The sequence below is a fragment of the Paenibacillus sp. FSL P4-0081 genome, assembly GCF_000758565.1.
Taxonomy (GTDB): Bacteria; Bacillota; Bacilli; order Paenibacillales; family Paenibacillaceae; genus Paenibacillus_AQ; species Paenibacillus_AQ phytohabitans.
On record NZ_CP009280.1, the window covers coordinates 7912796 to 7938980 of the forward strand.

Sequence of the window (26185 nt, forward strand, 5' to 3'; positions counted from 1 at the left end):
GAATTCACCTCTCCTGATTCAAATTCTTCGGTTATACATACTTAACATTGTCGATACAACATAAATAGATATACGACTTTATATTATACCACCACTCCAGCCAATTGGCTACAGTACAAAGCGCGGAATCAGGAAATCTTTTGAATCCTGAGCTGCGCCACCTTATGATGTAAAAGCTGCAGCCAAGTTATGCATCAGGCGCTTGTCCTGATTACAAAATAACCCGGTACTGAATAAATATCTGATGCCGCTCCCGGCCTCATTCCCATGGATATTAATAGTTGTATAGCTTGGCGGTCATACGGCGATTATACGGCGGTCATAGGAGGAGGAGCCACTCTGCATGAATAGTTGGAAAAACGTATCTTAATTTCGGTGTTTTGCAGCGTTAAAGTGAATTAATTGGATAAACGTCATTAAATTTCAGGCGTTTCCTCGAAAGTGATCTATTTGCTGAATATTAAGTGCTGTTTTTCCAACTACTTCCTGGCAAGGATCACTCTGTTCATAAGCAAGTGGAGATTATCCAACTGCTTTTCCGCCACAGGCGGCAGGCGGTAGCGACAGACCAGACGGTAGACCAGACCGCAGACGCTCGCCGTCCGCCACTGACCCAGCCGAACCCTTGTTCATCGTACCCCCGGCTTCTGAAGCCGCCTTTTCGGGTTTTCCACAAATAGGAGCTGACCCTTATCCTTATCCAAAATTCAAAAAGAAACCATCCAGCAAGTAATAAACTCTACTCTGGATGGCCTCTCTGCCCTACACTATAAATGGTCTATACGTTGAAGCGGAAATGCATAACGTCGCCGTCCTGCACCAGATATTCCTTGCCTTCCAGACGCAGCTGGCCGCGCTCTTTGGCACCGTTCATCGAGCCTGCTGCTACCAGATCCGTATAAGCTACTACTTCAGCGCGGATGAATCCGCGTTCGAAGTCCGTATGAATAACTCCGGCCGCTCCAGGTGCTTTGGTGCCTTTGCGGATAGTCCACGCACGGACTTCCTGCACGCCCGCTGTGAAATAGGTGTAGAGTCCGAGCAGTCTGTATGCTGCTTTGATCAGGCGGTTAAGCCCGGATTCCTGCAGACCCAGCTCTTCCAGGAACATCGCCTTGTCTTCGCCTTCCAGCTCGGCAATCTCAGCCTCCACCTTGGCACTGATCGGCACTACTTCAGCATTCTCAGCCGCTGCGAATTCGCGTACCTGCTTAACATACGGGTTCTCTTCAGCAGTCGCCACTTCATCCTCGCCCACGTTCGCCGCATACAGCACCGGCTTCAGGGTCAGCAGGTGAAGATCCCGCACGATCAGACGCTCATCATCGGATAATTCCAGGCTGCGTGCAGGCTGATCCAGATAAAGGGCTTCCTTAACGCGCTCGAGTACTTCAACTTCCTGAGCGAATTTCTTATCGCCGCCCTTGATATTTTTGCGGGAACGCTCGATCTTCTTCTCGACGCTTTCGAGGTCGGCCAGAATCAGCTCCAGGTTGATCGTCTGGATGTCGCTGATCGGATTCACCTTGCCGTCAACATGGGTTACGTTCTCATCGACGAAGCAGCGGACCACATGAACAATAGCATCCACTTCCCGGATATGAGCCAGGAACTTGTTGCCCAGACCTTCGCCCTTGCTCGCACCGCGCACGAGTCCGGCAATATCTACGAATTCAAAAGCGGTCGGAACCGTCTTGTTCGGCTGCACCAGCTCGACCAGCTTATCCAGACGTTCATCCGGCACTTCCACGACACCCACGTTAGGGTCAATGGTGCAGAAAGGATAGTTGGCGGATTCCGCCCCCGCTTGTGTTATAGCATTAAATAATGTCGATTTCCCAACATTGGGAAGTCCAACGATTCCAGCTTTCAAAGCCATTTATATGACAACTCCTATTTTCGGTTGAATTGATCACCGCATGAAATACCGTACTGATCTAAACCATTATATATTAGAACAAAACCTCCAGCAACAGCAGATGTCAAGGGGATGTGTCTAATCTCCATACAGTGAGGCCTTAGCCCGAATAATACTCCGTTACTTTCCCGGAACCCCGGCGTATCCATTCAGCAAGAAGAAACGGCTTCATCGTCCTCTGAAAGAGGCGGCATCCGTTTCTCCAAAATTAGAAGGATAATTGATAGCGTGAAACATATAAAATTCTTATATTTCAAAAAAGACCCCTCGCGGAGTCTCCATATACGATAATGGCGGACTCTCCATTCCAAAGCAGAATCCGCCTGTCTGACTGACTAGATTGAAAAACTGCAGCTAATTGCCCTGCACCTATAGCATTTTAGACATCGTAATATCCGTAACCAGGAAGCCCATTTTTTTGTACAGCTCAAAAGCACGGTCATTCTGGCCAAAGACATGCAGTCCGATCCGGGTCACATTCATCTTCCGGGCTTCTTCATCTAATGCAGCCAGTGCCTGCTTGCCGTACCCCTTACTCTGGAAAGGTTCGAAAATATAAAAGTCATAGATGAACGCCTCCCGGACTCCCCGGTTCTCGTTCACATTAAACCAGATGTACCCGGCCTCAGCTTCACTCTCAGCCTCTACTATAGAATAGAGATAAGCTCCCTCTGTGTAGAGTCCTTTGGGCAGGAAACGTGTCATTTCTTCCTGGGACAATTTCATGGCGGTCTCAGCATCCCAGGCTCCGGCCTTTATTTTGTCCTCTGCGTAATCACGGGTGGATTGTCTTAAGAAAAATTGAAAAGTCGATTCGTCCATTTGGACCAGTTTAATCATTGTTTTTTAGCCCTTCCTTTAATTCCATATTCATCGGCTTGCTTCTAGCGCCGGATAAGACGCGGGGTACCGCGCAGGGAAGCAAGATCCGGCGCACCGATGCCGAACATGACCGTGCGCAGCTCCAGTTCAACCTGTGCCAGCGCCTGGTCCAGTGCCTCCTCGGAGCTGACGGCCGGACCCAGCAGATTCCGCCCGAAGCCGGCCAGATCGGCCCCAAGCGCCAGCGCCTTGGCGGCATCCACACCATGCTTCAGCCCGCCGCTGCCGATCAGCGCGCCGCGGGGCGAGATGGCCCGCACCTCTCCGATGCATTCCGCCGTGGGAATCCCCCAGTCCGCGAAGGCCTCCGCAGCCGCGCGCCGTACCGGGTCCGTACTGCGGAACTTCTCCACCTGGCTCCAGGATGTGCCGCCCGCACCTGCAACGTCGATAAAGGCAGCACCAGCATTATACAGCAGGGCTGCGGTTTCTCCGTCAATGCCCCAGCCTACCTCTTTGACACCTACCGGTATCTCAAGGTTACGGCATAACGCCTCTATCCGCTTCAGCAGGGAAGCGAACCCGGTGTCTCCCTCCGGCTGGAATACCTCCTGCAGCCCGTTCAGATGCAGAACCAGCCAGTCTGCCCCGGCAATCTCTACCGCGCGGCGGCACTCTTCTACACCGAAGCCGTAGGAGAGCTGTACCGCCCCGACATTGGCTATAACCGGAATCGTGGGAGCCTTATCGCGCACATGAAAAGAAGCCGCCAGCTCTGCGCGCTCTACAGCGGCGCGGACAGAACCCACGCCGAGGGCCCAGCCCCGGCGCTCGGCCGCTTCGGCGAGCCGGGCGTTAATGTGCCCGGTCGCCTCGCTCCCCCCGGTCATGGAGCTGATCAGCAACGGTGTCCGCAGCCCCCGGCCGAGAAATTCCGTACCGAGCCCGATCTCCTCAAAGTCCAGCTCCGGCAGTGCGTTATGGCGGAACCTGTACTGCTCGAAGCCGGTTGTAATTCCGCTGCCGGCAACGTCTTCATTCAGGCAGAGCCGCACATGCTCAATCTTGCGCTCCCCGGTTCTGGAGTCAGGCAGCAGAGATTTATGTCCCTCAGTGCCTGCTGCCCGCGATGCTGACCCGTACTCTGTGCCCGGCTGCTGCTCCGGACTTCGCGGCACACCGTCCTGCGGCATATGATTCATGCTGTCTTCCTCCGTTCTACCCTGTATTCATATATGTCCGGTAGCGTGAGACGCTACTTATAGGCTTCTTAAGCACAAGTACATTTCATTATAGCACAACACCGCCCGGCAGTTGACACGGGCGGATTTCTTCTGTCTTTTATTGACTCCCGGCAATATACTCCCCCACCAGCCTTCCGGACAAGGATACAACTGGCGTCCCTCCTCCGGGATGTGTAGTTCCGCCGACGTACCAGAGCCCCTTAACGTCCCTGGAGCGGTTCCCCGGGCGGGAGAAGGTCTGCCGCGCTGAATTGGAGGATATCCCGTAAATGGCCCCCCGGTGGGCGAGAGTATCGTCAGCGATATCCCGGGGGGTATAACGCTGCAGGACATCCGCTTGGGATAACCCTGTAATTCCATGGCCCTCCAGCACGGACAGCACACGTTCCCCGTAAGCAGCGGTTTCTTCGTTCCAGTCACAGGCAGGGCTCAGATACGGCGCATTGGCCAGTATAAAAAGATTGCTGCCGCCCGGCGGCGCCAGCTCAGGCTCGGAATAACCCGAGTGGCATACATAGACCGCAGGCTGCTGCGGAGGACGTTTATGCTCAAAGATATCCTTGAATTCCTGTTCATAATTCTCAGGGAAAAAAACCGTATGATGCAGCAGGGTATCATATCTGCGCGGCACTCCCGCCAGTGTCACCAGCCCGGACAAGGACGGCTCGTAGGCTTCAATCTTGCGGTCTGTCATGCCCGGACGGTTCTCTTCGGGCAGCAGCATACGGTTGATGCTCAGCACATCACCGCCGGCTATAACAGTCTTGGCCGGATAGAACCCTTGAGCCGTATCCACCCCTTCCACAGCGCCGGAAACTACCGAAATCCCCGTAACCTCGGTGCCTGTAACCAGCTGTACGCCCAGCTCCCGGGCAAGTGTAGTTAAGCCTTTGATCAGCTCATAGGTCCCGCCCCTGACACCGTAGACCCCTTCCCTGATCTCCAGATGTCCAAGCATCGCAAATATCGAAGGCGCACGGTACGGCGAGGAACCGACATATGTGGCATAACGTCCCAGCATAGCCAGGGTGTTCGCATGACTGAAATAACGGAGCAGCAGGGCATGAAGATTAAGAAAAGGCCTGACGCGCAGCAGGTCCCGTACAAGAGACGGCGATAATTTGTCCCGCCAGGACAGCAGCAGCCTGTTCAGGAACTGCTGCCCGCTGAGCTCGTATAGACGCGAGGCCTCGGCCAGAAAGTCCGGATAGCGCACAGCATCTTCAGGACTATAAGACGCAATTTGCTCCTGCATAGCCCCGATATTGCGGGAGCAATCAACAATTGAGCCGTCAGTAAATACATTGCGGGTTCGCGGCTCCAGTTCATACAGCCGGACATACTCCTCCATGCGGGTCCCGGCAAGCTCATACAACGAACGGAAGACATGCGGCATCGTAATGGTGCTCGGGCCACGGTCGAACATGTATCCTCCCGCTTCGACACGCTGCAGCTTGCCGCCCGGCTGCTGCTGCCGTTCCAGGACGGTTACTTCCCAGCCTTTGACGGCCAGTGTTACCGCACAGGACAGCCCTCCGAATCCGGCACCTATAATCACAGCCTTCGGTTTCATAAATAACGCCTACCTTTCCATTCGTAGCCCCCGCGGGACCGGCTTCCGCGCCAGGATGCCACGGCAATTAAGGACAAGCAGAGTATACCGGCCGGCAAAAGCAAACAGAACCAGACCGGCTGCCTGCCGGCCGCATCACTGGTCCGCTTGATGGCGATACCAGTCAGCACTGCAACAGCCGGCATAACTGCTGATGAAGGCTGTCCGGTCATGCAATAGTATAAGACTGCTGCAACCGGCAGCATATAGAGTGATAAATACATTGTAAGCACAGCCAGCAGAAGCACGGGGCTGCGGCCGGTACCGGCATAGATATTCTTGCGGTAGCCGTTCCACACTTCCCTGGCATTGTGATACATCCGCATTGAAGCATGACCGGTGATATCTGCGAGGATCACCGGTTCTCCTGCCCGCTTCACCGCACGGGCCAGCGCCATATCATCGACCAGTTCACCACGGATCGATTCATGCCCGCCGCAGCGGGTATAAGTATCCCGGTGGATCAGGATGAAGCCCCCATGTGCCGCAACAAAACGCGGGTCTCTTGAACCGCGGACGAGCGGAACCGGCAGGTGGCAGATGATCGTGAAGACCATCAGGGGAACTACCAGCCGCTCCAGCCATGTGCCGGTAACCTGGCGGGGAAATCCTGTGACCATGCCGCCGCCTTGAGCTTCGGCCGCAGTGAAGGCCGCCTCCAGAGCCAGCGGCTGCAACCGGACATCCGCATCCAAAAACAGCAGCCAGTCACCCTCTGCAGCCTCCGCCAGTTGGGCACAGGCATGGGATTTGCCCAGCCAGCCTTCCGGCAGCTCCCGTCCCCGCAGAACGGCTGCCCTGTCTCCAAGGATTGCAGCGGCAATCGCTCCTGTGCCGTCTGCCGAGGAATCATCCAGCACTCTTACTTCCACTTTCCTTCCACTGGAGCTGCAAGCCAGCACAGAGGTTAGGCAGTCCGCAATATTATCCGCTTCATTCCGTGCGGGGATCAGCACGGACAGGCGCCGTACTGCTGATGCTGCCGATACCGGATGTACTTCTGAAGCCTCTCGGCTAATCCCCGCGCCCAGCTTGGGAAGCTGCGCTGCATTCCACACCGCAAACAGCAGCTGGAGCAGCAGCACAACCGATATGATCTGTAAGACCGTGATCATCGGCTCCCCCTGCCCGGCCTCAGCATGTCAAGCCATTCATTGGTGGATCTTCCCCTCTTCAGAAGCGGCCTGAATTCTTCCGGCATGTAACCTTTATGATTAAGAATCCGATTGCGGTGTGCCTCCAGTTGTTCACCAAGCGCAGCCTCCAGGCTGCGGGCAATGTCTGAGCGGTCCATGTCGGCCCAAGGCAGCAGCTGCGGGGTTCCGGCGAGCAGTGTCGCTTCCGGTTTGGTATGGCGGAACAGGCCATGATATAGCGTTACCGGCACTACCGTAGTCAGCGGACTGAGACGCAGCACCAGTGCCGCCCCCTCTTTCAGGCTCAATGGACGATGCTCCAGCGGCAGGATCTCACCTTCCGGATACATCCAGACACTCTCTCCCGCCTGCAGCAGTCCCGCTGTATAACGCAATGAAGCCCGCAAGTCTCCCGTACTGGCGGAGTTAATGGAGTAGGCGCCAAGCTTCCGGAAGAAGGCATATTTGCGCAGCTGCTCCTCTTCCATCATGAAGTAGTGCCTGCTTCCCGCCAATTTCCCTGCCGCGTGATAGGCGAGCAGGCCATCCCACCAGGAACTGTGATTCATGAGATAGAGAATACCTCTGCCTTCGGCCGCTGCAGGCTGCAAATCCCCGCATATTCCGATGGAATGGAAATGCCTGCGCAGCAGATAAAATGAATTATAGCGGTAGAACAAGCGGTCAAAGCTTCCCGACTTGACGGCTTCCAGCATAACGCAAGCTCCCTTCCGCCAGAGCAGTGCCTAATCCGGCAATCACTGCACAGGCCGGCAGACCCTCTGTAAGACTGATAAGACCGAACAGAATCAGAATCGCCTGGTACAGACGGGTACCGCGGCGGGCCGCCAGGCAGGTAACCGGCACAGCCGGCAGCAGCATGGACAAGGCAGCACCGGCAATCAGCCAGCCGCCGAAATTGCTCCAGGGCACCTGATAGAAGCCGCCGCCGCCCTCCCAGTGCCAGAAGTTTCTGGCATGGGCAACAGGATCAAGCACCAGATCCAGAAGCACCGTCCAGAAGCCAACCTGAACAGCCCGCAGCAGCCGCAAGAGCAAGCCGCGCTGCCCGAAATCATAGCTGATAAGTACGGCATTGCAGACGACAGCGATCCAGGCGAAGCCCAGCGTAACAGGCACGCCAAACAACAAAGGTCCGAGCACCGTAGAGTAGTGATACTCACCGAACAACCGGCCTGAATGAACGCCGACCCATTCGACTGCCATTCCTCCCATCCAGATCAGGCCTGCAGCACGCCACATGGAAAGTTTACGGCGGCGTTCAACAGATATGACTGACCAGTCAGACATGAAGGGCCAAGCCTGCCCGGAGGATAATAAATGCGCGGCATATGCACCATAAAAGACTAGAAACAAACCATTGGAAAAGCTCAGACTTTCCGGAATCCCAAACCAGATCAGCAGCAGAGCGCCGACTCCATACCAGATCCAAAATAGGGCTCTGATCATGATTACACCACCACGGTTGTGATACCGGTATAGCGCACCACCGTACGCCGGAACAGCTTGAGCTTGGCTTCATCGCTGACATAAGACCGCTTGTGGAATACGTCATAGCCGTCTGCCTCTACGGCATCAAGAATGGCGGCATAGAAGGCGGCAGCGAGTTCAATTGACATGCCGCTCTCCCAGGGATACGTATGCACATTCTCCAGGCCCTTTTCAAACCAGTGCAGCGCCTCCGCCCTAAGCTCCTGAAGCACAGCGATAAACGGCTCATTAACCTCTCCGGCTTCCAGCTCCTGCTGGCTGTAACCCTGTCGCTCCATAACCTCAAGCGGTACATATCTCCGCCCTCTCCGCAGGTCCTCGCCTACATCACGGATAATATTCACCAGCTGCATGCCTATACCCAGCGATATCCCTGCGGCCCGTGCCGCTTCATTCTGATCATCCCGCAGAACGGGCAGCAGCATTTCCCCTACAGTCCCTGCTACAAGATAGCAATAGCTCTTCAGCTGCTCCATCGTTTCGTACCGGGTGAAAGAGAGATCTCTGATCTGGCCTTCCATCTGCAGGTGAAAAGGCTCACGCTGAAGCTGCGGGAAGCTGCTGAACAGCCAGCGCAGCGCCGGCCAGATGAAATGTCCGTCCGCCTCCTCCAGATCCCTGAAATGCGCCTTCAGTTCATGAATACTGTACGGCGAGCTGTCAGGCTCATCCACACTGTCATCAATAATCCGGCAGAAGGCATAAATAACATGCACTGCCTCACGCCTGGGACTTGGCAGAAAATTAAAAGCCTTATAAAAGGAAGTAGACCCTTTCTTCATCAGTTCTTCACATTGCTGCAATATCCTTTCATTCATGACCGCTCATCTCCTTTATCAGTTCTTGAACTGCCAGCCTGGCTCCCTGCATCACAATCGGCACACCGCCGCCGGGATGGACAGATGCTCCTGCGGCATACAGGCCTTGGAGCGGATACGGCTTCGGTTGAGGCCGGAATACACCGGATTGGCTCAACATCGGGGCTATTCCGAAGCTCCCGCCCCCGTACATCCCTTCCTTACGGGCATCCCCCGGCGTTCTAAGCCTGCGCCAGACTATACTGGCTGTAAGCCCCGGGAATCCGCGCTTCTCAGCATCCCTTAGCACCTTGACGGCGAGTGCTTCGGCGATATCATCCCAATCCTTATCCGGTGCTGCCGGAACAGGGACAAGGAAATACAGTATACTTTCTCCGGGAGGAGCGGCACTGTCGTCCAGCACTACCGGGTTAAACACATAATATGAAGAATCAGCAGGGATCTGCCCGCGGTCAAACACCTCATGGAGACTGCTATCCAGACTATCCGGCAAGAAGAACTGGTGAACCTGAGACTGCGGCCAGCGCTTGGATACAGCTGCATAGATGAGCAGGCAGCCTGAGGAAGGTGTGAAGCTGCCGTGCCGGATCGGTTTATCAGTAGCGCTGCTTGTCTTATTTGTAGTTCCGGCCAGATTATTGTCCCGCTTGAACACCCCGGATGGAAGCAGCTTCTCAATATGCGGGAAATCACCGTTGTACAGCACGGCATCATAGGTTATCTGCCGGCCTTGAACAACAACCCCGCGGCATCTTCCCCCTTCTACCATCAGGGAATCAACTTCTGTACTGGTATGAATCTGTACTCCGCGGCCCTCCAGCTCCCGGGCAATGATCTGCGGCAGGGTGCCGTATCCCCCCTTCAGCATCCAGATGCCGAAGGCATGCTCCGCGTAGGGAAGCATCGTATAGATTCCCGGTGTGCGGAAGGGGGCTCCGCCGATATACAGGCTCTGCAGGGAGAAGGCATCCCTCAGCTCCTCATGCCTGAAATATTGCCCGACTGCAGAGCGCAGACTTCGGTACGCCCGCAGACGGACCATCAGCGACACATTGGCCGGGCTGAAAAATTCGCGCCCGTTCTTATAGCCTCTCTCCAGAAACGAAGCCCTGCCCTTTGGATACAAGTGTGACATATCTTCCATAAACCGCAGGAAGCCCTTACCTTCTCCGGGATACAGCCGGTCAATCTCCTCTGCCTGCTCTGCGGCCCCCGCGAATTTGGTCAGCACGCGCCCGCTCCTGAAGTGAACCCGGTAAAGCGGATCACAGCGCAGCAGCTCCAGACTTCCGCGCGGCAGCCCGCCTTCCTCCAGAATATCCAGAAGCATCTCCGGCAGCAGCACAATGGTAGGCCCGCGGTCAATCCGGTAGCCGCCTTCTTCTTCAAAGGCAACGCGCCCGCCCACCTGCTCTGCGCGCTCGTACATTACAACCTCATGCCCCTGCCGGGTAAGCAGCAGCGCTGCGGTCAGCCCGCCGATTCCGCTGCCCACAACGGCTACGCGGCTCATAGCGGAACCCCCGCGCCCGCGCCGGGAGCGCCGGCCGGCACGGTGAAGCTGCCCCGCAGGGCCTGGTCATGCTCCCGCAGCAGCCGCGCACTGATCTTCGCCGACTCGAAGATCGTCGGCAAACCGCTGCCCGGATGGGTTCCGCCTCCGACCAGCCAGATGCCGCCCACCTCCTCGAAGGTGTTATGCGGCCGCAAATGCATCATCTGCCCCAGATTATGGGCCAGATTAAAGGTTGCGCCGTTATATACATTCAGCTTGTTCTGCCAGTCCAGCGGAGAGAAGAATAAGCTCTCTTCCACCCGCCCGGTTATTCCCGCAAGCTGGGGAATCTGCTCCAGGCGCTCCATCATCCGCGCTTCAACTTCCGCACTCGTCTGCTGCCAGTTGACCTCTGCACTCAGATTAGGCACCGGCATCAGCACATAGAGCGAAGACTTGCCCGGCGGCGCCAGCGTCTTATCGATAACCGACGGATTATGGACGTATATGGAAGGATCTTCGGATAATACCCCAAGCTTAGTAATTTCTTCGACATTACGCCGGTAATCGGCGGAGAAATGAACCGAATGATGGCCCAGCTCCACCTCCCCATCGATACCCAGATACAGCATGGCTGTTGAACAGGAGTATCTTTTCCGGGCAACCTTGCGGGGGGTGTATTTCTTCAGAATGCCGGGCTCGAACAGCTGCGTCATCGCAGAGCCGAAGTCGGCCCCGATCACAACGTAATCCGCTTCCACCCGCTCCCCGTTCTCCAGCAGCAATCCTGCCGCATCCCCGTTCTTGACCACTATGCGCTTCACTCCGCTGGAGGTGTGCACATGCCCGCCATGCTCCTGAATCACCTCAGACATCGCCTGAAGGACACGGTTAATTCCGCCTATCGGATGGTACAAGCCGTAACGGTGCTCCATATAGGACAGGATCGTGAACGTACCGGGACATTCCCAGGGCGACATCCCCAGATATTTGGCCTGAAAGGTAAACGAGAACCGCAGCCGTTCATCATCAAAATACCGGGACAGCCGGTTGTATACATTATCTGCGGCGTTCAGCTTAGGCAACGCGTGCAGTACATCTCTTTTCATATAGTCACCCAGGGATTGAAACGGACGCTGCAGCAGCGGAATGACTCGCTCCAGCTTGTCGGCTTCATCGGCCATAAACCGGCGGTAGCCGCTCCCGTTGCCGGGAAACAGCCGCTCAATCTCTCCGGCAGTCTGCTCCTGGTCCGTAGAAGGCGTAAATACGGTATCTCCGAAATGCAGTGAATACAGCGGGTCAAGCGGCTTCAAGGACACATAATCATGCACGGAACGTCCTGCCAGGGCGAACAGCTCCTCCAGCAGATGCGGCATCATCAAAAAGGTAGCCCCCCGGTCAAAACGGTAGCTGCCCAGCTTGAGCTCTCCCGATCTTCCGCCAACTGTATCCTGCTTCTCATAGAGATCCACTGCGTAGCCTTCGGCGGCCAGCAGCATAGCTGCGGCCAGTCCGCCTGGTCCAGCGCCTATAATTGCAACTTTCGCGGTACGTTTGGGTCCAGTCAAGCGCCTTCCTCCTTATAGCTGTCTGTCTTGAGGCAGATAACTCTTTTCAAACATTATACAAAAACTATACAAGTATGATACAAATATCATACATACTTTGCCGCGCCATGTAAATATCAGCAATCCGACTTCCAATAATTAGAGTTCCCAGCCTGTAAAAGCAAAAAAGAACCGGCCGGCCCTCAAGGGGTACCGATCGGTTCTAAAAGCTACATTCTATGCTTCATTCGGGCAAACTCCCGGTCAAACCAGGCTTGCCACTGCTCCGGAGGCTCATCCAGCTTATAGGTCGCCCTGGTGGCCTCAGGACCGGCCGTTTCATATCCTTTGCCGCCGACAATAAATTGCAGGTCCGGATGCATGCTGCCGAGCCGTCCAAGCAAATCTTCACAGTACGGTACAAGCTCTTCATCCGTAACGGACAGACAGACTGCCCCGATCCGGCCTTGCTTCTCCAGCATATCCATAACACCTTCCTCCGGCGTATTGGCCCCCAGGTAAATGACCTCAACCCCGTTCTTACGCAGGAAAAGCGAGAACAGCAGCAGCCCTATCTGATGATGCTCTCCCGCCGGACAAAAGGCGAGCACCTTCGGCAAATGCGCATAAACGGGAAACACATGAAAAAACTGGGACAGCCGGTTAGAGATCATATGCGTCATATAATGCTCCTGGGCTACCGTTGCCGTCCCTTCTTCCCAGGCATCGCCAACCTTGACCAGCACCGGCACAAGCACCTGATATACCATAGCCTCATAGCCGTACAATGAGAACCCGAAATCAATTAATGCATCCGCCCGTTCGCCCTGGATTTCGTGCAGGGCTGTATAGATCTGCTGCTTCATTTTGTCAATGGCATCTCTGGGGTCGCCGCCCGCCGCGTTCAGACGTTCATCCAGATGTTTCTGCTTACGCATCTTCAGCATCCGCACGGCATGGGAAATACTGATGCCCTGCTTGTCCGTCTGTTCCTTCAACCAGCGAAGGTCCTCGATATTCTCCTGGCTGTACAGCCTGTAGCCCGATTCGGTACGTTCCGGAATAACAGCCTGGTACCTGTTCTCCCATGCCCGCAGAGTGACCGAAGGAATATCGAGCATTTCGACGACCTGTTTGATGGAATACACGATGTATCTCACACTCTTTTCCTATTTACACTGAATACTTCTGAAGATTCAAACCTTATACAAATTATTTACACTCATTATACATTTGCTTCTGCTGTATGTCATTAGAACTGTATAACCCTGCTTTACAGGAATGATACGGTATAAATCCGGTGATTTTAGCAAAAATAGATCTTTCAGATGATTTTGCAGTCAACTGCTTCACTTCTCCTCAGCGGGCGTTAATAGGTAGTTACAATGCCGGCGCCAAGACCTACGGACTCTGGCTCCGCAGCACCCAGGAGGATCATCCCATGAATCAAGGCAGCCGCTCCATTACGCCCGAACAGTCGCAGCTAATTATAGCTTCCGGTGCGGTTACGTCACCCCGCAAGCGGAAACCGCAGTTTATTCTGCACCGCCGCTCCAAGATACTGATTGCCGTCATCCTTCTTTTGGTATGGCTAGCCGGGGTAATGATCTACCAGACCCATAAACCGCTGCCTCCCGGGCTTTCCGTGGAGAGTCCTGCGTATAAGGTGGAGAATGTAGCCTTCTGGCACGACTTGACCTATCAGGACAGCAGCGGGGCCGAATCAAGAGAAGAACAGATTCTCCCGAGAATTCTGCAGATTATTGGAGAAGCCAGAGAATTCCTTGTAATCGACCTGTTCCTGTTCAATGACTATACCCACACCGACCAGCAGTTCCCTGCAGTCAGCCAGGAGCTTACTGATAAGCTTATCGCACAGAAAGCAGCCTATCCCGGGATGGAGATCGCCTTCATTACTGATGAGGTGAATACGAATTACAGCTCTGCGCCCAATCATCTGCTGGAAGAGATGAAAGCCGCCGGAATCAAGGTTATTATGACGGATGTGGATACACTGCGTGACTCGACCCCGGCCTACTCCGCTGTATGGCGGACCTTCATTCAGTGGTTCGGACAATCCGGCAAGGGCTGGATTCCCAATCTTATGGCCAGCGGAGGGCCTGATATCACTGCGCGTTCGTATCTGAAGCTGCTCAATGTCAAAGCCAATCACCGCAAAGTGGTGCTCAGTGAGAACACCGCGCTGATCTCTTCGGGGAATGTGCATGACGCCAGCGCCTATCACTCTAACATTGCCCTGGAGGTGCAGGGTCCGATTCTGGCTGACATTCTGCAGAGTGAGCAGGCTGCCGCGAACCTCTCGGAAGCGGGCCCTTTGCTGAGCAGGACACCGGACTTCAAGCAGCAAGCCCTCCCCGCCGGGGAGCCGCAGCTCGAGGTCCGCTATTTAACCGAAGGCAAGGTGTACAAGTACGCTCTGGATGATATCAAGGCAACAGGGCAGGGGGATGTCATCTGGATGGGTATGTTCTATCTGGCGGACGACGGAATTATTGATGCCCTGCTGGCGGCTGACGCTCGCGGCGCTGAAGTAAGGCTCCTGCTGGATCCCAATCAGAATGCCTTCGGACGGGACAAAATCGGTATCCCGAACCGCCCGGTTGCGATGGAGTTGAACCGGAAGTCTAAGGGGAATATCGCAATCCGCTGGTACAATACGGGCAAGGAGCAGTATCACAGCAAGCTGTTGTTCATCGCCAAGGCAGCCGGCAACTCCATCGTTCTGGGCGGATCAACGAATTTCACGGCCCGTAATCTGGACGACTACAATCTGGAGAATAACCTTTGGGTATCCGTGCCGCAGGGGCAGCCGCTATATGCTGAAATGGAGAGCTACTTCAACCGTTTGTGGAATAACGAGGGAGCCGAGTACAGCCTGCCGCTGAAGGAATATCAGAGTGAAATTACATGGATTAAGTATCTCCTCTACCGGATGCAGACCCGCCTCGGGCTCACTACCTTCTGAATATGCCCAAGCAGAAACCTGTAAATTCTTCTATTGGGACAAATAAATATCACCCTAATGGTGAATCAGCTGGAGCTTATGCGGTGTGCGCGGCCTGTGCAGCTAATGTAGATTTAAGGCCAACTCTTATTGCTCTATTCGGGCGACTTCTGGGGTAGCCCCTGTAAATTCAGGTGCACTAATGCTCCTCATTTGCTCCTTTGGGCCGCATCTGCGGGAATTAGAGGGATTTTTCCCTTTGATTTTCCTAAATCGCCCTCTTTTGGTGGAATTAGAAGGATTTTTCCCTTTAATTTACCCATATCGCCCACTTTCGGCAGAATTAGAGGGATTTTTCCCTTTAATTTACCCATATCGCCCACTTTCGGCAGAATTAGAGGGATTTTTCCCTTTAATTTACCCATATCGCCCACTTTCGGCGGATTCAGAGTGATTACTGGAATATCATAAGTCCCTAAATAAGAACAAAAGACCGCCGGAGAGCAGCAGCTCCATCCGGTGGTCTTTTTTAGATTCCCTTACTACAGCAGCGGAGACATCAGGCGGGCTGCCGATTCCAGCAGCCGCTCCAGCAGCCTTTTATCCATGAAGGTCTCATGGACAATCTGCCGCGTGGACAGCAGGTCACGCTCGAAGTCTGCGACAATACGCGAGACACTCTCGGTCTGCAGCAGCAGCGCATTCACCTCGAAGTTCAGGTGGAAGCTGCGCATATCCATGTTGGCTGTGCCGATGGTAGCAATCTCCCCATCCGCAATCAGCAGCTTCGAGTGGATGAAGCCCTTCTCATATTCATAGATCTTCACCCCGGATTCCAGCAGTGCCGGGAAGTAGGAATGCGAAGCCAGGAACGGAATCCACTTATCCGGCTTGGCCGGGAACAGCAGACGGACATCCAGACCCGACATCGCCGCCACACGCAGCGCGGTCAGGATATCCTCATCGGGGATGAAGTAGGGGCTGGCGATCCAGACTGACTTTTCCGCCGAGGCAATCATGGAGAAAAAGATATTCTTGAGTGCACGCCGCTCGTTATCCGGTCCGCTGGCAATAATCTGGACCGCTCCGTCGCCGGTCGTGAAGCGCAGCTGCGGGGAGAGGTAATCCTGCTCTAATATTTTCTCACCGGTGGTGTGCATCCAGTCCTGCAGGAAGATAATCTGCATCGTCCGCACCGCTTCACCTCTCAGCAGCATATGCGTATCCCGCCAGAAGCCGTAAGTCTTACTCCGGCTCAAATATTCATCGCCAACATTAAGTCCGCCCATGAATCCCACATCGCCGTCGATGACAACAATTTTGCGGTGATTCCGGTAATTCACCCGGCTGGAGAAAAAGGAGGTTGAGTTGCCATAGGCAGCCACCTGAACGCCGGCATCACTGAGCTCCTTAAGGAAGGCCTTGGACAGCTGAATACTTCCGACCGCATCATACATAAACCGGACAGCTACGCCCGCCCGGGCTTTCTCGATCAGAATCTGCTGTATGCGTGTCCCAATATGATCCGCCCGGAAAATATAGTATTCCATATGGATATGATGCTGGGCCTGACGCAGCTCGAGCAGCAGGGTCCCGAAGGTTTCTTCACCGTTGGTCAGGATACGCGTCTCTGAATTGAAGGAAATCGGCGTACGTCCCAGTCTCTGCGACAATCCCAGCAGCTTTTGGCGCCCGGGACTGAACACTGACCAATCCTGGTGCATGCGCAGCGCGTCATTCTCAATCCGTTCATAGGCCATCAGGTCGCGCTGGGCCTTCTTATCGTATTTGCGCCGTTTGAACACATTCTGTCCGAACAGAAAATAGAAAACGAGTCCCAGCACCGGAATCAAGGCCAGCAGCAGAATCCAGGACATTGTGGTAGAAGGGTTACGGTTCTCCATGAAGATACCCAGCCCGATAGAGATAACCGTCAATGTGGAGAAAATACTGATGATCGTTCCGGCCGTACTGCCAAAAATACCAAATCCAAAGTAATAAAAAGCCAGCATAGCCCCTATGATGACTAAAGCCTGCAGTCCTCTTCTCATATGCAACCTACCTTCTCGTTCTACCGTTCATCACTAAACTGACACATTTATATATTACATGAAGACACCGTTTCTTCCTACTGGAATCCTATACGAAACTTGAATTGCAACAATACTGTAACCTCTTCGCAGGAAGCTGAACCTGCCGCAGCAACAAATAAGGCGCCCTTCCACTTCGGAAGGACGCCTTGATTATTCAGCTGTTTAGACCATTGCCGCCGCACTGCTCTCCAGCGAAGCCTTCCAGGCACGCAGCATATGCAGATCCTGCGGCAGGAATTCCTCCAGCATGTGGCTGAGTCCAAGATATAGCGGGCTGTCAGTCGCTGCGTTCAGCCGTTCACAGAACTGCGGTGTCCATTTCAGCAGATGCTCTTCGAGGAAGTTCTCCTGGATCTCCAGAAGCTCCATTGCACTGCGGATGGAGAAGCTGTTGTACAGCATCCGTTCATGCAGGACTGCCATGAATTCCAGTTCAATGGCGATATGGTCGTCAGCTTCCCCGCTGCATTTCTTGAACACAATGCCTGCCGAAGCATACACATCGGAAAGTACGTTACAGAATTCTTCTTCACGGCCGAGCTGGGCTGCTTCCCGGGCCACAAAAGTACTGGCAGCACGCTCATTCATCAGCCGCTTATATTCGAGCTTCTCTTTCTCACAGATGGCCGGCAGCATTGCTGGCTCCTGGCTGCACAGGTAACGCTTCAGTTCACGTCCGCCTTCGGTCATTTCTGCAGCAATACTCATCTCACGGTTGCGGCTCCACTGGGCGACCAGTGAGAGCGATGGTTTTCTTCCGTAGAAATCAACCAGAAGCTGATATATTAATCCCCGACTCTCCAGCCAGCGGCTACAAACCTCCGGCACGACAAGTGATGGAACTGTAGGTATAGTCATTTTGCAAATCCTCCCTATTGGTTTGCCGGACGCCGGGGCTTCCTTAAGGTCGCCGCCTGAACTTTCCGGTATCATAGCTGTGTTCTTCGCAAAAGTGAAAGGTTATAAAGTTTGAATCTTCCGCACCTAAATTATATCGAAATTGTTAAGCGCTTTCGGTGAGCATTCTATGACCATTCCCTGAAATTGTCGTACTTTTGTCAAAATTAGGCTGCGTCTTTCATCTTTCGTCACATATTATTTAGGTTGTCCGTTTCTTATGCTGTATGCATTCCCTCCTCTTCCATAATTGCGGATTGGGCCAGCTGAAGCCGTACACATTGACGCAGAGGAATGAAGTCTTTAAAATTTAAAATAAAACTCAACAGGTGAAGGAGTAGTGCCATGGAGCCGCTGACCGATCCTTTTGGACGGATACATGATTACATTCGCATTTCGGTTACAGACCGCTGCAACCTGCGCTGTATTTATTGTATGCCTGCGGAAGGAATGCAATTCCAGCCGCAGGACGAGATTATGAGTTATGAGGAAATTACCGCTGTAGTGGAAGCACTTGCGCCGCTGGGTCTGCGGAAGGTCCGGCTGACCGGCGGAGAACCGCTGGTCCGTAAGGATCTGGAGAAGCTGGTATCCATGATCTCCGCTATACCCGGTATTGAAGATATATCGTTAACTACGAATGGTCTGATGCTTCCGGCCAAAGCCGCAGCCCTGAAGCAGGCGGGCTTGTCACGGGTGAACATCAGCCTGGACTCCCTTCGGCAGGAACGGTTCTCCATGATCACCCGCGGCGGCGATGTCGCCAAAGTGCTGAAGGGGATTGAAGCCGCCGAAGCGGCCGGCCTGTCGCCGATCAAGCTGAATGTCGTGCTGATGAAGGGTATTAATGATGATGAGATCAAGGACTTCATCGCCCTGACGCTGAACAGCCCGCTGAATGTACGTTTCATCGAATATATGCCCATCGGCAGCGCAAGCGATGCCTGGCGGCAGACCTATCTCCCGCTAGAAACGGTAGTGGAAGCCTGCAATGAAGCAGGCTGGACTACCGAGGAAGCCGATATGCCTTCCGGGAATGGCCCCTCCCAGAACCGGCGTGTCACCGGGGCAAAAGGAACCTTCGGACTGATCCATCCGGTAAGCGAGCACTTCTGCGATAACTGCAACCGGCTGCGCCTCACCGCCGACGGCAACATCAAAGCCTGCCTTTACTGGGAGGATGAATATAATGTGCGGCCACTGATAAGTGATCCTGCTGCGGTGCAGGCTCTTTTCCGCCAGGCGCTCGGCAACAAGCCGCATAATCATGAAATGGCGCTGGCCCTGGAGCGTAAAGCGCAGAGCCATACGCCTACCGCCCGCCGCATGTCACAGATCGGCGGCTAACCGCAGGGCGGCATTACCGGTTGAACAAATAAACGGCTGAGATTCCCCGGAGGGGTTCTCAGCCGTTTTGCATGAATATTCAAAGGGAATGCTTTTCCTCAATCCTCAGCCGAGTTTAGTGATATCCGAAATCGATATCTCAAAATCCACGGATAAGGTTCCCCGGATCACATTACGCTCACAGTCTATTTTGGCGGATAGGTCCACACCCTGCATGGTCACGTCATCGCCTTTATAACGTCTGCGGGCCAGATAATAGGTTGCCAGCTCGCGGCGGAACTGGGCATGGCTATCTTTCAGCATCAATATATTGCGTTCACCAAAGACGCTGGAATATTTGCGGTAAGGGATATAATTGGCGAATCTCAGCAGAATATGATCGACATCCCACTTATAACGATTGGCCGATTCAATAATTTTGAATAGTGCCGTAAAGATCTCATTTTCCCGGGTAGAAATGTACTCTACGTACTCATCCAGCACTTCGATTTGTCCGTCCAACAAGCGATAGAGATAAGTATTGGCCGTTCCCCATTCCTTAAATTGAGCCGAGATCCGTCTCGCTTCTTCAGTATCTTCCCGAATCCAGCTATGATCCATATACAGGGGTACCATATCCAATGCAGTTTTATAGTTCCCACACTCCTCTTGAGCACAGGATTGAAGAAGTTGAGCGTATAAAATATAAGTGTATAAAGGTCTCTTGTATGCCTGTTCATAAGTACGTCCTGATTCTCTATGAAGCTCATATAGATTAGTAGCAATCCTCACCATTTCATCCGCTAATTCCATTACCTTTTGCCATTCATGTAATGAGAAATACGTATTAGCCAACTGATGTAAAGCATCTAATTGATTGACCTCGTCCAGTCTGCCCACATAACCTTCACATAAAGTAGCTGCAATTAAATTTTTGTGTTGATCATCGCTGAGACCTATTAAGAACAACCGATATTGGCAGAGCGCCAGACGCTCGGAATGCTGGTATTTCTCGCTGGCTCCCACATTTTCATAGATTAATGCTGCCGCCTGCCAGCTCTTTTGCTCAAATAATTCCTCGGCGACCTCAAACAGCAGCGGTACATAGAGAAGATTATCCAGCAAATTCTGTACAATCCGCTCAATACAGTCCAGACGTGACAGCGCCGCACATTGCAGCAGGAACGGCCTCAGCCGCCGCCAGGTTGGTGCCGAATCATACAGACATTCATCCACATACTTACTGTAAAAGTAGTCCTCGGGAAGTCCCATCCCGCGTGTAACACGGATCAGATGATTCATCGCCAAGGCCTGCTGACCCTTCATCACCCGGCTGAGTGTACCGGAATGTATGCCGCTGATGATAGCAAATTGATTAATGGACAGGTTATGCCTGAAGAGATACGCTGCTATTTCGTCCCGGATTTTGACTGTATGCTCCACAGTATTTATCACCCTTTTCACACGCTTATCCATAGAATATTAGATCTAACTACTCTGTTGTTTCACTTCATCTGTTCAGTTACTGCTAAGCAGGCGGCCTTTTCTTCATCCGGTAGGTATTATCATAAGAATTAAGCAGTTCATCCAGCACTACGGATTGCCGTATTACCTTAGGATGACCAAAACCGCCATATTGGACTTGCAACTTATGTAGCTTGCTTCTAGCTCTCTCAATACGAATTCTGACACTTGCCGGACTATACATGGAAATCCCGCCTCCTTATGCAATATTATAGATATTTATGTAAAATAATAAAATGTTAGTCTGAACGCATTACCTGTTAACGTGGTTATATGGGTGATTATATTTAATCCTTCCACAGTTATCCAAAAAAAGACGATCCTATATGGCAGGACCGTCTTTGGGGAATATTCAATTATCGGTGGAATGCATTCTTTATTCCGGAAATACAACTTTCGTTATTCAACCTCCACCGCCACCATGTCCCATGGGCTGAACCATTTGTTGTATCGGTTTGTCTACAATGCTTTCTACAGGCACGATAATCAATAAGGCCAAACTACACGAGGCTAGCAATATTAAAATTTTTCTTTTCATTCGCATCCTGCACCTCTCTAATTATAAGTTTGTATTGTTTCTGTTCTTCTTCTTCCGCTATATGACGGTATTGCTCAAATAGATCAACGCATTTGAAGACAATACTTTCACTATTTATTTTAGAAGATGATTCCAAGCTTTTTAATATATACCCAATTCCTTCGTTTCGCTTATTCTGCAAGTAGTATACTCCAAGCTCTGCAAGAAATCTGGCGTGTTGATCCGCTATAACCTGCTGATTGTACTCTCCAAACTCTGTCGGATGTATTCTAAAAGGCGTATAATCAGAAAATTGTTCTAATATATGGTCTACATTCCAATTATACTTATTTGCAGATTTAATGATATTATATAACGCTGTAAAAATCTCACCTTCCCGAGCAGAAACATATTCCACATAGTCATCCAACACTTCTGCTTGTCCACCCAATAAGCGATATAGATAAGTATTGGCCTTACCCCACTCCTGAAATTGGGCTACGGTTCGTTTCGAATCTTCACTCTCATCCTGAATCCATTCTATGTCTGTGTATAACGGTACAAGATCAAGAGCAGCTTTGTAGTCTCCGCGTTCCTCACATACAATTGAGCGCATTAAATGAGCATATAATATATAAAAGCACAGCGGCCTTTCTCCAGTCTTCACCATATGTTTATGTTTCGAACGGCAATAAAGATCATAACGAATCGTCGCAAGCCGAAGCAGTTCTAGCGCAAGTTCATTCACTTTATTCCATTGTTGCAATGAATAATAGACATTCATCAATTCTTTGAGCGCATCCAGCTGGTCCGCCTCATCCAAACGCGGGATGTAGTTCTCAAACAGAGTAGCAGCGCGCAGGTTCGTGCTCTGATCATCACCAAGTGCGATCTGGAACAGGCGGTATTGGCACATAGCCAGCCGTTCGGAGTACTGGTATTTCTCGCTGGCGCTTACATTCTCGTAGAGCAGTGCTGCCCCCGGCCAATACCCCTGCTGAAACAATCCTTCGGCTACTTCGAATAACATGGGAACATAGGTCAGATTATCAAGCAGATTATGTACCAGAAGCTCGATACAGTCCATGCGCCCAAGCTCTGCACACTTTACAATAAAAGGCCGAAGCCGCCGCCAGGTCGGTGCCGAATGATAGAAGCATTCATCTACATATAAACTGTAAAAATAGTCCTCGCGTACCCCCATCCCTGCAGTAATTAACTCCAGATGGCTCATGGCAATCGGCTGATGACCATTAATAATCCGGCTTAATGTCCCGGAATTAATGCCGGATCTTATGGCAAACTGATTGATAGACAGCTCATGCTTTGATAAATAGTCCACTAGCTGATCTCGAATCGTGGCTGCAGGCTCCAAGGAAACACCACCCTTCCGAATTCCATAATTTAGAATTTTGTGTTTATATCTGTATAGTAGGCGATTATATTCCAATGGTCAATAGACTAGATTCAGATAAAGTATGAATGTGTGAAGTTTTCGAAACAGTTTGGCAACGCGGTTGCCGAATCCGGTTCTGCATGGCTAAATTCACGCTAAAAGCTCCGCCACAGCCGTATTCCCATGTAGACGGCAACCGCCCAGATCAATAGTGCTGAAGCGGTATTCAGCCTCTTAATCACCTTACCGGAGGCATCCATCCTGCCGAGCAGGCGGCCCGCAGCGGCAAGACCCAGGAACCAGATCCAGGAGACGGCCACCGCAGCCGCCGCGAAAGCCCAGCGAACCATACCGTCATATTGCAGCGAGCTCGTACCGATGACGCCCACCGTATCCAGCAGCGCATGCGGATTCAGGAGGGAAACGGACAGTGCATACAGCATCTGTCCCTTCGGAGAGAGGCGCCCCGCCTCTTCCTGCGCCGGAGAAGAGCGCCAGATTCTCCAGCCCATGAAGCAGAGAAACAGGATTCCCGCACTGTATATAAGGGGCGTGACCCAGTCCAGCGATAGAATGACCAGAGAAATACCGCCTACTGCTGCAGTTATAAGCAGCGTATCGCATACCGCTGCCGTCAGAACTACAGGCAGCACACTGCGGAATCTCGCGTGCTGTGCCCCTTGATTGAATACGAATATATTCTGCACGCCCAGCGGCAGAATAAGCCCGAAGGCCAGAATGATCCCATGTACAATGGCTTCCGTCATAACTTCTTCCTCCTTCATATAAGCTGTGATGCTGCCGGATAGACAAGCTTCCACAGCGTTTTCCCGGTTAATGCATTCTGATCGTACTCTGGTGCAGAGGCTGCCGTAACCATCCAAGTTGTCCGTCTCATACCCAGCCAAGCTTAATAGACGACTATGAATCATGGTACACTCAAGGAAAGAAACCACAAAAGAGGAGCCGGTCCCTTGACACATCAGCATCCGCCAGATCATCCAGACTTAAGCCCTGCCGGTCCTTCCGGTCATCCTGAAGCTCCCGCACCTGCCGCTCTTGAAAAGGAGCCGGACGGCTCACTCCCTGTCCTGCAAGGCACATGGAAGCCGGACCCGGCTTCCCCGTTGCCGCTTCATAGTCAGATATCCTCCTACTTCCTAGCCAAGATCAGCAGCGGGGCCTGGCCTCCCGGGATGCGGCTGGCTCCGCAGCGTGAGCTCTGCCGCATGCTCGGTGTTAACCGCAGCACGGTGGTCACGGCGCTGGACCAGCTTACAGCGCTGGGCCTGATTGAGGGCAGACGCGGCGGCGGGACCGTAGTTGTAGCGGATACACGTTCCGCCATCCGGCCCGCCGGCGGTTCAGATACGGTCACGGCTCCGGCAGCAATGGAGCGGACGGGCAACTGGAATGATTATGTGGAGGAAGGGATTCACTATCCCAACCTGCCTACCGTACAGGATATCAACCGGCTCGAATATGAGCCGGGTCTGATCCGACTCGGCACCGGTGAGCCTGCGCCGGAGCTGCTGCCCGGGGCGGCGATGAACCAGGTGCTGGCCGGGCTCGCGCAGCGCATTCTTCCACCGCTCTCTTATGAGGAACCGCTCGGCAATCCGGCGCTGCGGGCTGCGGTAAGCCGGATGCTGGCCCGAAGCGGCATTGCAGCCGACCCCGCCTCCATTCTTATCACCTCCGGGGCACTTCAGGGACTCCAGCTTATTGCTCTGGGCCTTCTGCCGCGCGGCTCATCGATCCTGCTGGAGAAGCCGTCCTATCTGTATTCGATTCATGCCTTTCAGTCTGCGGGGGTGAAATTCAGCGGGCTGCCCATGGACGGACGCGGGCTGATCCCGGAGCATCTTACAGCTGAGGCTGTCCGCAGCAAGGCGGCGATGCTCTACAGTATCCCTTCCTTTCACAATCCCACCGGAATTCTGATGGATGCCGGGCGGCGCCGGGAGCTCATGCAGGTCACAGGCAGCCTGGGGCTGCCTATTCTGGAGGATGGTGCCTATCAGGAGCTGTGGCTGGATGCACCGCCTCCGCTGCCGCTGAAGGCGCTGGACCGCGAGGGCAGAGTGCTGCATCTGGGCACCCTGTCCAAGGCAGCCAGCCCCGGCCTGCGCATAGGCTGGATTGTCGGCCCGGAGCCGGTGGTCCGGCGGCTGGCCGATATCAAAATGCAGAGTGATTACGGCGCAAGCTCCCTGTCACAGCTGGCTGCCGCCAGTTGGCTTGAGGACGGCTATCATGAGGAGCATCTGCAGGTGCTGCGCGGCAGACTCCGGGAGCGCCGTGATCTTGTGCTGGAGCTGCTGCAGCTTCATTGTGCCGGACTGGCAACCTGGAATGTACCGGCAGGCGGATTCTACATCTGGCTGTCCCTCCTGCATCCTGTGCCTCCGCGCAAGCTGTTCACTGCAGCCCTGCGCGCCGGATTGCTGCTGAATACAGGCGATCTGTACGACCGCAGTGACCGCGGGCACCTCAGACTGTCCTACGCTTATGCTTCTCCGGCAGAACTGGAGCGCGGAATTGCCCTGCTGGCAAATGTAATCAGGGAAGCTCCATGATTAACACGAATAGCCGGATAACATATAGCACATAACAAATGACAAAAATAATTATTTGTCATTTGTTATGTGCTATGTTATGCTCATGCACAGGAAGGGGAAATACCCGTGAATAAAACAGGCTCTTTTTTGAGCAAGACAGAAATCCTTAATGCCGCTGAACAAACCCTGCGCAAATACGGGCCGGACAAGGCTTCAGTCACTGATGTAGCGAAGCTGCTGGGCGTAAGTCATGGAACCCTGTACCGGCATTTCCCCAGCAAAGCTGCGTTGCGGGAGGCGGTGACGGAACGGTGGCTGGAGGAGATGATTGTAGCTCCGCTAACTGAAATTGCCGCGATACCCACAACCAATGCCTTGGGGCAGCTTAGAGATTATATCGCTAAGCTCGTAGAGCTTAAGCAGCATCATGCTTCACAGGACAGCGAGATGTTCAAAATGTATGCAGCCGTCACTGAAGAATCGGCAGCGCTTGTTGAAGTCCATATCCGGAAGCTTCTCGATCACATTGACCTTCTCATTGCCCAGGGCATGGAACAAGGTCTTATATCACGGAGTATCCCGGCGGCGGTACAGGCACGTTCAGTCCTCTATGGCACCGCACGCTTTCACCATCCGGCGCACGCCTATGAGTGGCGCAGCCCGGGCATCATGCAGGAATTCGCCCAGCTCTGGACACTGCTGGAAAGAGGATTATCCGTACAGTGAACTACCCCCACCTATAGAGGTGGCGGCTTCTTGGAAACAACCCGGACTTGCTCAAAACGGCGTACATCCGTGA

The 26185-nt window shown here is 53.2% G+C and carries 22 protein-coding genes; 4 read left to right on the top strand and 18 right to left on the bottom strand.

Annotated features, from left to right (window positions below):
- Positions 1-778 precede the first annotated feature (778 nt).
- From ychF to P40081_RS33820, 11 genes are all read right to left on the bottom strand, one after another.
- A complete protein-coding gene (gene ychF, locus P40081_RS33770) occupies positions 779-1879 on the bottom strand; it encodes a redox-regulated ATPase YchF (RefSeq protein WP_042140262.1) in 1101 nt (366 codons plus the stop codon).
- A gap of 408 nt (positions 1880-2287) precedes the next feature.
- Complete coding sequence (locus tag P40081_RS33775; protein ID WP_231575244.1) at positions 2288-2758, bottom strand: GNAT family N-acetyltransferase; 471 nt, start codon at positions 2756-2758, stop codon at positions 2288-2290.
- Positions 2759-2802: 44 nt separating this feature from the next.
- Positions 2803-3942 (bottom strand): type 2 isopentenyl-diphosphate Delta-isomerase, encoded by a 1140-nt coding sequence (gene fni / locus P40081_RS33780; RefSeq protein ID WP_081970319.1) that lies wholly within the window; start codon positions 3940-3942, stop codon positions 2803-2805.
- Positions 3943-4081: 139 nt separating this feature from the next.
- Positions 4082-5557, bottom strand: coding sequence for a phytoene desaturase family protein (locus P40081_RS33785; RefSeq protein ID WP_042140263.1), 1476 nt, complete (start codon positions 5555-5557; stop codon positions 4082-4084).
- Positions 5554-6711, bottom strand: a complete 1158-nt coding sequence (locus tag P40081_RS33790; RefSeq protein WP_042140264.1) for a glycosyltransferase family 2 protein — start codon at positions 6709-6711, stop codon at positions 5554-5556. Before P40081_RS33790 ends, P40081_RS33785 begins: the two co-directional genes overlap by 4 nt.
- A complete protein-coding gene (locus P40081_RS33795; RefSeq protein WP_042140265.1) occupies positions 6708-7448 on the bottom strand; it encodes a lysophospholipid acyltransferase family protein in 741 nt (246 codons plus the stop codon). The genes P40081_RS33790 and P40081_RS33795 overlap by 4 nt, the downstream gene beginning before the upstream one ends.
- Positions 7417-8202, bottom strand: a complete 786-nt coding sequence (locus tag P40081_RS33800) for a carotenoid biosynthesis protein (protein WP_042140266.1) — start codon at positions 8200-8202, stop codon at positions 7417-7419. Before P40081_RS33800 ends, P40081_RS33795 begins: the two co-directional genes overlap by 32 nt.
- Before the next feature lie 2 nt (positions 8203-8204).
- On the bottom strand, positions 8205-9062 hold the full coding sequence (locus P40081_RS33805) for a phytoene/squalene synthase family protein (RefSeq protein ID WP_042140267.1): 858 nt from the start codon (positions 9060-9062) through the stop codon (positions 8205-8207).
- Entirely contained in the window at positions 9055-10575 is a 1521-nt protein-coding gene (locus P40081_RS33810; RefSeq protein WP_042140268.1) for a phytoene desaturase family protein, read from the bottom strand. Before P40081_RS33810 ends, P40081_RS33805 begins: the two co-directional genes overlap by 8 nt.
- Entirely contained in the window at positions 10572-12128 is a 1557-nt protein-coding gene (locus tag P40081_RS33815; protein ID WP_081970321.1) for a phytoene desaturase family protein, read from the bottom strand. The genes P40081_RS33810 and P40081_RS33815 overlap by 4 nt, the downstream gene beginning before the upstream one ends.
- Positions 12129-12337: 209 nt before the next feature.
- Positions 12338-13267 carry a MerR family transcriptional regulator gene (locus P40081_RS33820; RefSeq protein WP_231575245.1) on the bottom strand — a complete coding sequence of 310 codons (930 nt, stop codon included), beginning with the start codon at positions 13265-13267 and terminating at the stop codon, positions 12338-12340.
- Positions 13268-13548: 281 nt separating this feature from the next.
- Here P40081_RS33820 and P40081_RS33825 point away from each other — a divergent pair, with 281 nt between their 5' ends.
- Positions 13549-15093: a phospholipase D family protein gene (locus P40081_RS33825; RefSeq protein ID WP_081970323.1), complete on the top strand. Its 1545-nt coding sequence runs from the start codon at positions 13549-13551 to the stop codon at positions 15091-15093.
- 188 nt (positions 15094-15281) lie between these two features.
- Here the strand turns inward: P40081_RS33825 and P40081_RS33830 are convergent, their stop codons facing one another.
- From P40081_RS33830 to P40081_RS33840, 3 genes are all read right to left on the bottom strand, one after another.
- Complete coding sequence (locus P40081_RS33830) at positions 15282-15497, bottom strand: hypothetical protein (RefSeq protein WP_042140270.1); 216 nt, start codon at positions 15495-15497, stop codon at positions 15282-15284.
- Positions 15498-15614: 117 nt separating this feature from the next.
- Positions 15615-17123 carry a cardiolipin synthase gene (gene cls, locus P40081_RS33835; RefSeq protein ID WP_042140271.1) on the bottom strand — a complete coding sequence of 503 codons (1509 nt, stop codon included), beginning with the start codon at positions 17121-17123 and terminating at the stop codon, positions 15615-15617.
- Positions 17124-17327: 204 nt separating this feature from the next.
- A complete protein-coding gene (locus P40081_RS33840) occupies positions 17328-18023 on the bottom strand; it encodes a TorD/DmsD family molecular chaperone (protein WP_039309109.1) in 696 nt (231 codons plus the stop codon).
- A 384-nt stretch (positions 18024-18407) separates the two neighbouring features.
- Here P40081_RS33840 and moaA point away from each other — a divergent pair, with 384 nt between their 5' ends.
- Positions 18408-19409 carry a GTP 3',8-cyclase MoaA gene (gene moaA, locus P40081_RS33845; protein WP_039309112.1) on the top strand — a complete coding sequence of 334 codons (1002 nt, stop codon included), beginning with the start codon at positions 18408-18410 and terminating at the stop codon, positions 19407-19409.
- A gap of 105 nt (positions 19410-19514) precedes the next feature.
- Here moaA and P40081_RS33850 read toward each other — a convergent pair whose 3' ends face one another.
- The 4 genes from P40081_RS33850 to P40081_RS33865 form a co-directional block, all read right to left on the bottom strand.
- Positions 19515-20831, bottom strand: coding sequence for a helix-turn-helix domain-containing protein (locus tag P40081_RS33850; protein ID WP_052422139.1), 1317 nt, complete (start codon positions 20829-20831; stop codon positions 19515-19517).
- 85 nt (positions 20832-20916) lie between these two features.
- The gene (locus P40081_RS33855; RefSeq protein WP_042140272.1) at positions 20917-21096 is read right to left on the bottom strand and encodes an aspartyl-phosphate phosphatase Spo0E family protein; all 180 of its coding nucleotides are present in this window, start codon (positions 21094-21096) and stop codon (positions 20917-20919) included.
- A gap of 316 nt (positions 21097-21412) precedes the next feature.
- Positions 21413-22804 carry a helix-turn-helix domain-containing protein gene (locus tag P40081_RS33860; RefSeq protein ID WP_197074311.1) on the bottom strand — a complete coding sequence of 464 codons (1392 nt, stop codon included), beginning with the start codon at positions 22802-22804 and terminating at the stop codon, positions 21413-21415.
- Positions 22805-22980: 176 nt separating this feature from the next.
- Complete coding sequence (locus P40081_RS33865; protein ID WP_042140273.1) at positions 22981-23592, bottom strand: LysE/ArgO family amino acid transporter; 612 nt, start codon at positions 23590-23592, stop codon at positions 22981-22983.
- Between the two features lie 324 nt (positions 23593-23916).
- Here P40081_RS33865 and P40081_RS33870 point away from each other — a divergent pair, with 324 nt between their 5' ends.
- Together P40081_RS33870 and P40081_RS33875 are read left to right on the top strand one after the other, a co-directional pair.
- A complete protein-coding gene (locus P40081_RS33870; RefSeq protein WP_042141765.1) occupies positions 23917-25404 on the top strand; it encodes an aminotransferase-like domain-containing protein in 1488 nt (495 codons plus the stop codon).
- A gap of 108 nt (positions 25405-25512) precedes the next feature.
- Positions 25513-26112 (top strand): TetR/AcrR family transcriptional regulator, encoded by a 600-nt coding sequence (locus P40081_RS33875; protein WP_042140274.1) that lies wholly within the window; start codon positions 25513-25515, stop codon positions 26110-26112.
- Positions 26113-26185 lie beyond the last annotated feature (73 nt).

What these genes read in the sequence shown, in the direction of transcription:
- ychF (WP_042140262.1), bottom strand. Translation starts at nt 1,879, where the DNA reads ATGGCTTTGAAAGCTGGAATCGTTGGACTTCCCAATGTTGGGAAATCG.
- P40081_RS33775 (WP_231575244.1), bottom strand. Translation starts at nt 2,758, where the DNA reads ATGATTAAACTGGTCCAAATGGACGAATCGACTTTTCAATTTTTCTTA.
- fni (WP_081970319.1), bottom strand. Translation starts at nt 3,942, where the DNA reads ATGAATCATATGCCGCAGGACGGTGTGCCGCGAAGTCCGGAGCAGCAG.
- P40081_RS33785 (WP_042140263.1), bottom strand. Translation starts at nt 5,557, where the DNA reads ATGAAACCGAAGGCTGTGATTATAGGTGCCGGATTCGGAGGGCTGTCC.
- P40081_RS33790 (WP_042140264.1), bottom strand. Translation starts at nt 6,711, where the DNA reads ATGATCACGGTCTTACAGATCATATCGGTTGTGCTGCTGCTCCAGCTG.
- P40081_RS33795 (WP_042140265.1), bottom strand. Translation starts at nt 7,448, where the DNA reads ATGCTGGAAGCCGTCAAGTCGGGAAGCTTTGACCGCTTGTTCTACCGC.
- P40081_RS33800 (WP_042140266.1), bottom strand. Translation starts at nt 8,202, where the DNA reads ATGATCAGAGCCCTATTTTGGATCTGGTATGGAGTCGGCGCTCTGCTG.
- P40081_RS33805 (WP_042140267.1), bottom strand. Translation starts at nt 9,062, where the DNA reads ATGAATGAAAGGATATTGCAGCAATGTGAAGAACTGATGAAGAAAGGG.
- P40081_RS33810 (WP_042140268.1), bottom strand. Translation starts at nt 10,575, where the DNA reads ATGAGCCGCGTAGCCGTTGTGGGCAGCGGAATCGGCGGGCTGACCGCA.
- P40081_RS33825 (WP_081970323.1), top strand. Translation starts at nt 13,549, where the DNA reads ATGAATCAAGGCAGCCGCTCCATTACGCCCGAACAGTCGCAGCTAATT.
- P40081_RS33830 (WP_042140270.1), bottom strand. Translation starts at nt 15,497, where the DNA reads ATGGGTAAATTAAAGGGAAAAATCCCTCTAATTCTGCCGAAAGTGGGC.
- cls (WP_042140271.1), bottom strand. Translation starts at nt 17,123, where the DNA reads ATGAGAAGAGGACTGCAGGCTTTAGTCATCATAGGGGCTATGCTGGCT.
- P40081_RS33840 (WP_039309109.1), bottom strand. Translation starts at nt 18,023, where the DNA reads ATGACTATACCTACAGTTCCATCACTTGTCGTGCCGGAGGTTTGTAGC.
- moaA (WP_039309112.1), top strand. Translation starts at nt 18,408, where the DNA reads ATGGAGCCGCTGACCGATCCTTTTGGACGGATACATGATTACATTCGC.
- P40081_RS33855 (WP_042140272.1), bottom strand. Translation starts at nt 21,096, where the DNA reads ATGTATAGTCCGGCAAGTGTCAGAATTCGTATTGAGAGAGCTAGAAGC.
- P40081_RS33865 (WP_042140273.1), bottom strand. Translation starts at nt 23,592, where the DNA reads ATGACGGAAGCCATTGTACATGGGATCATTCTGGCCTTCGGGCTTATT.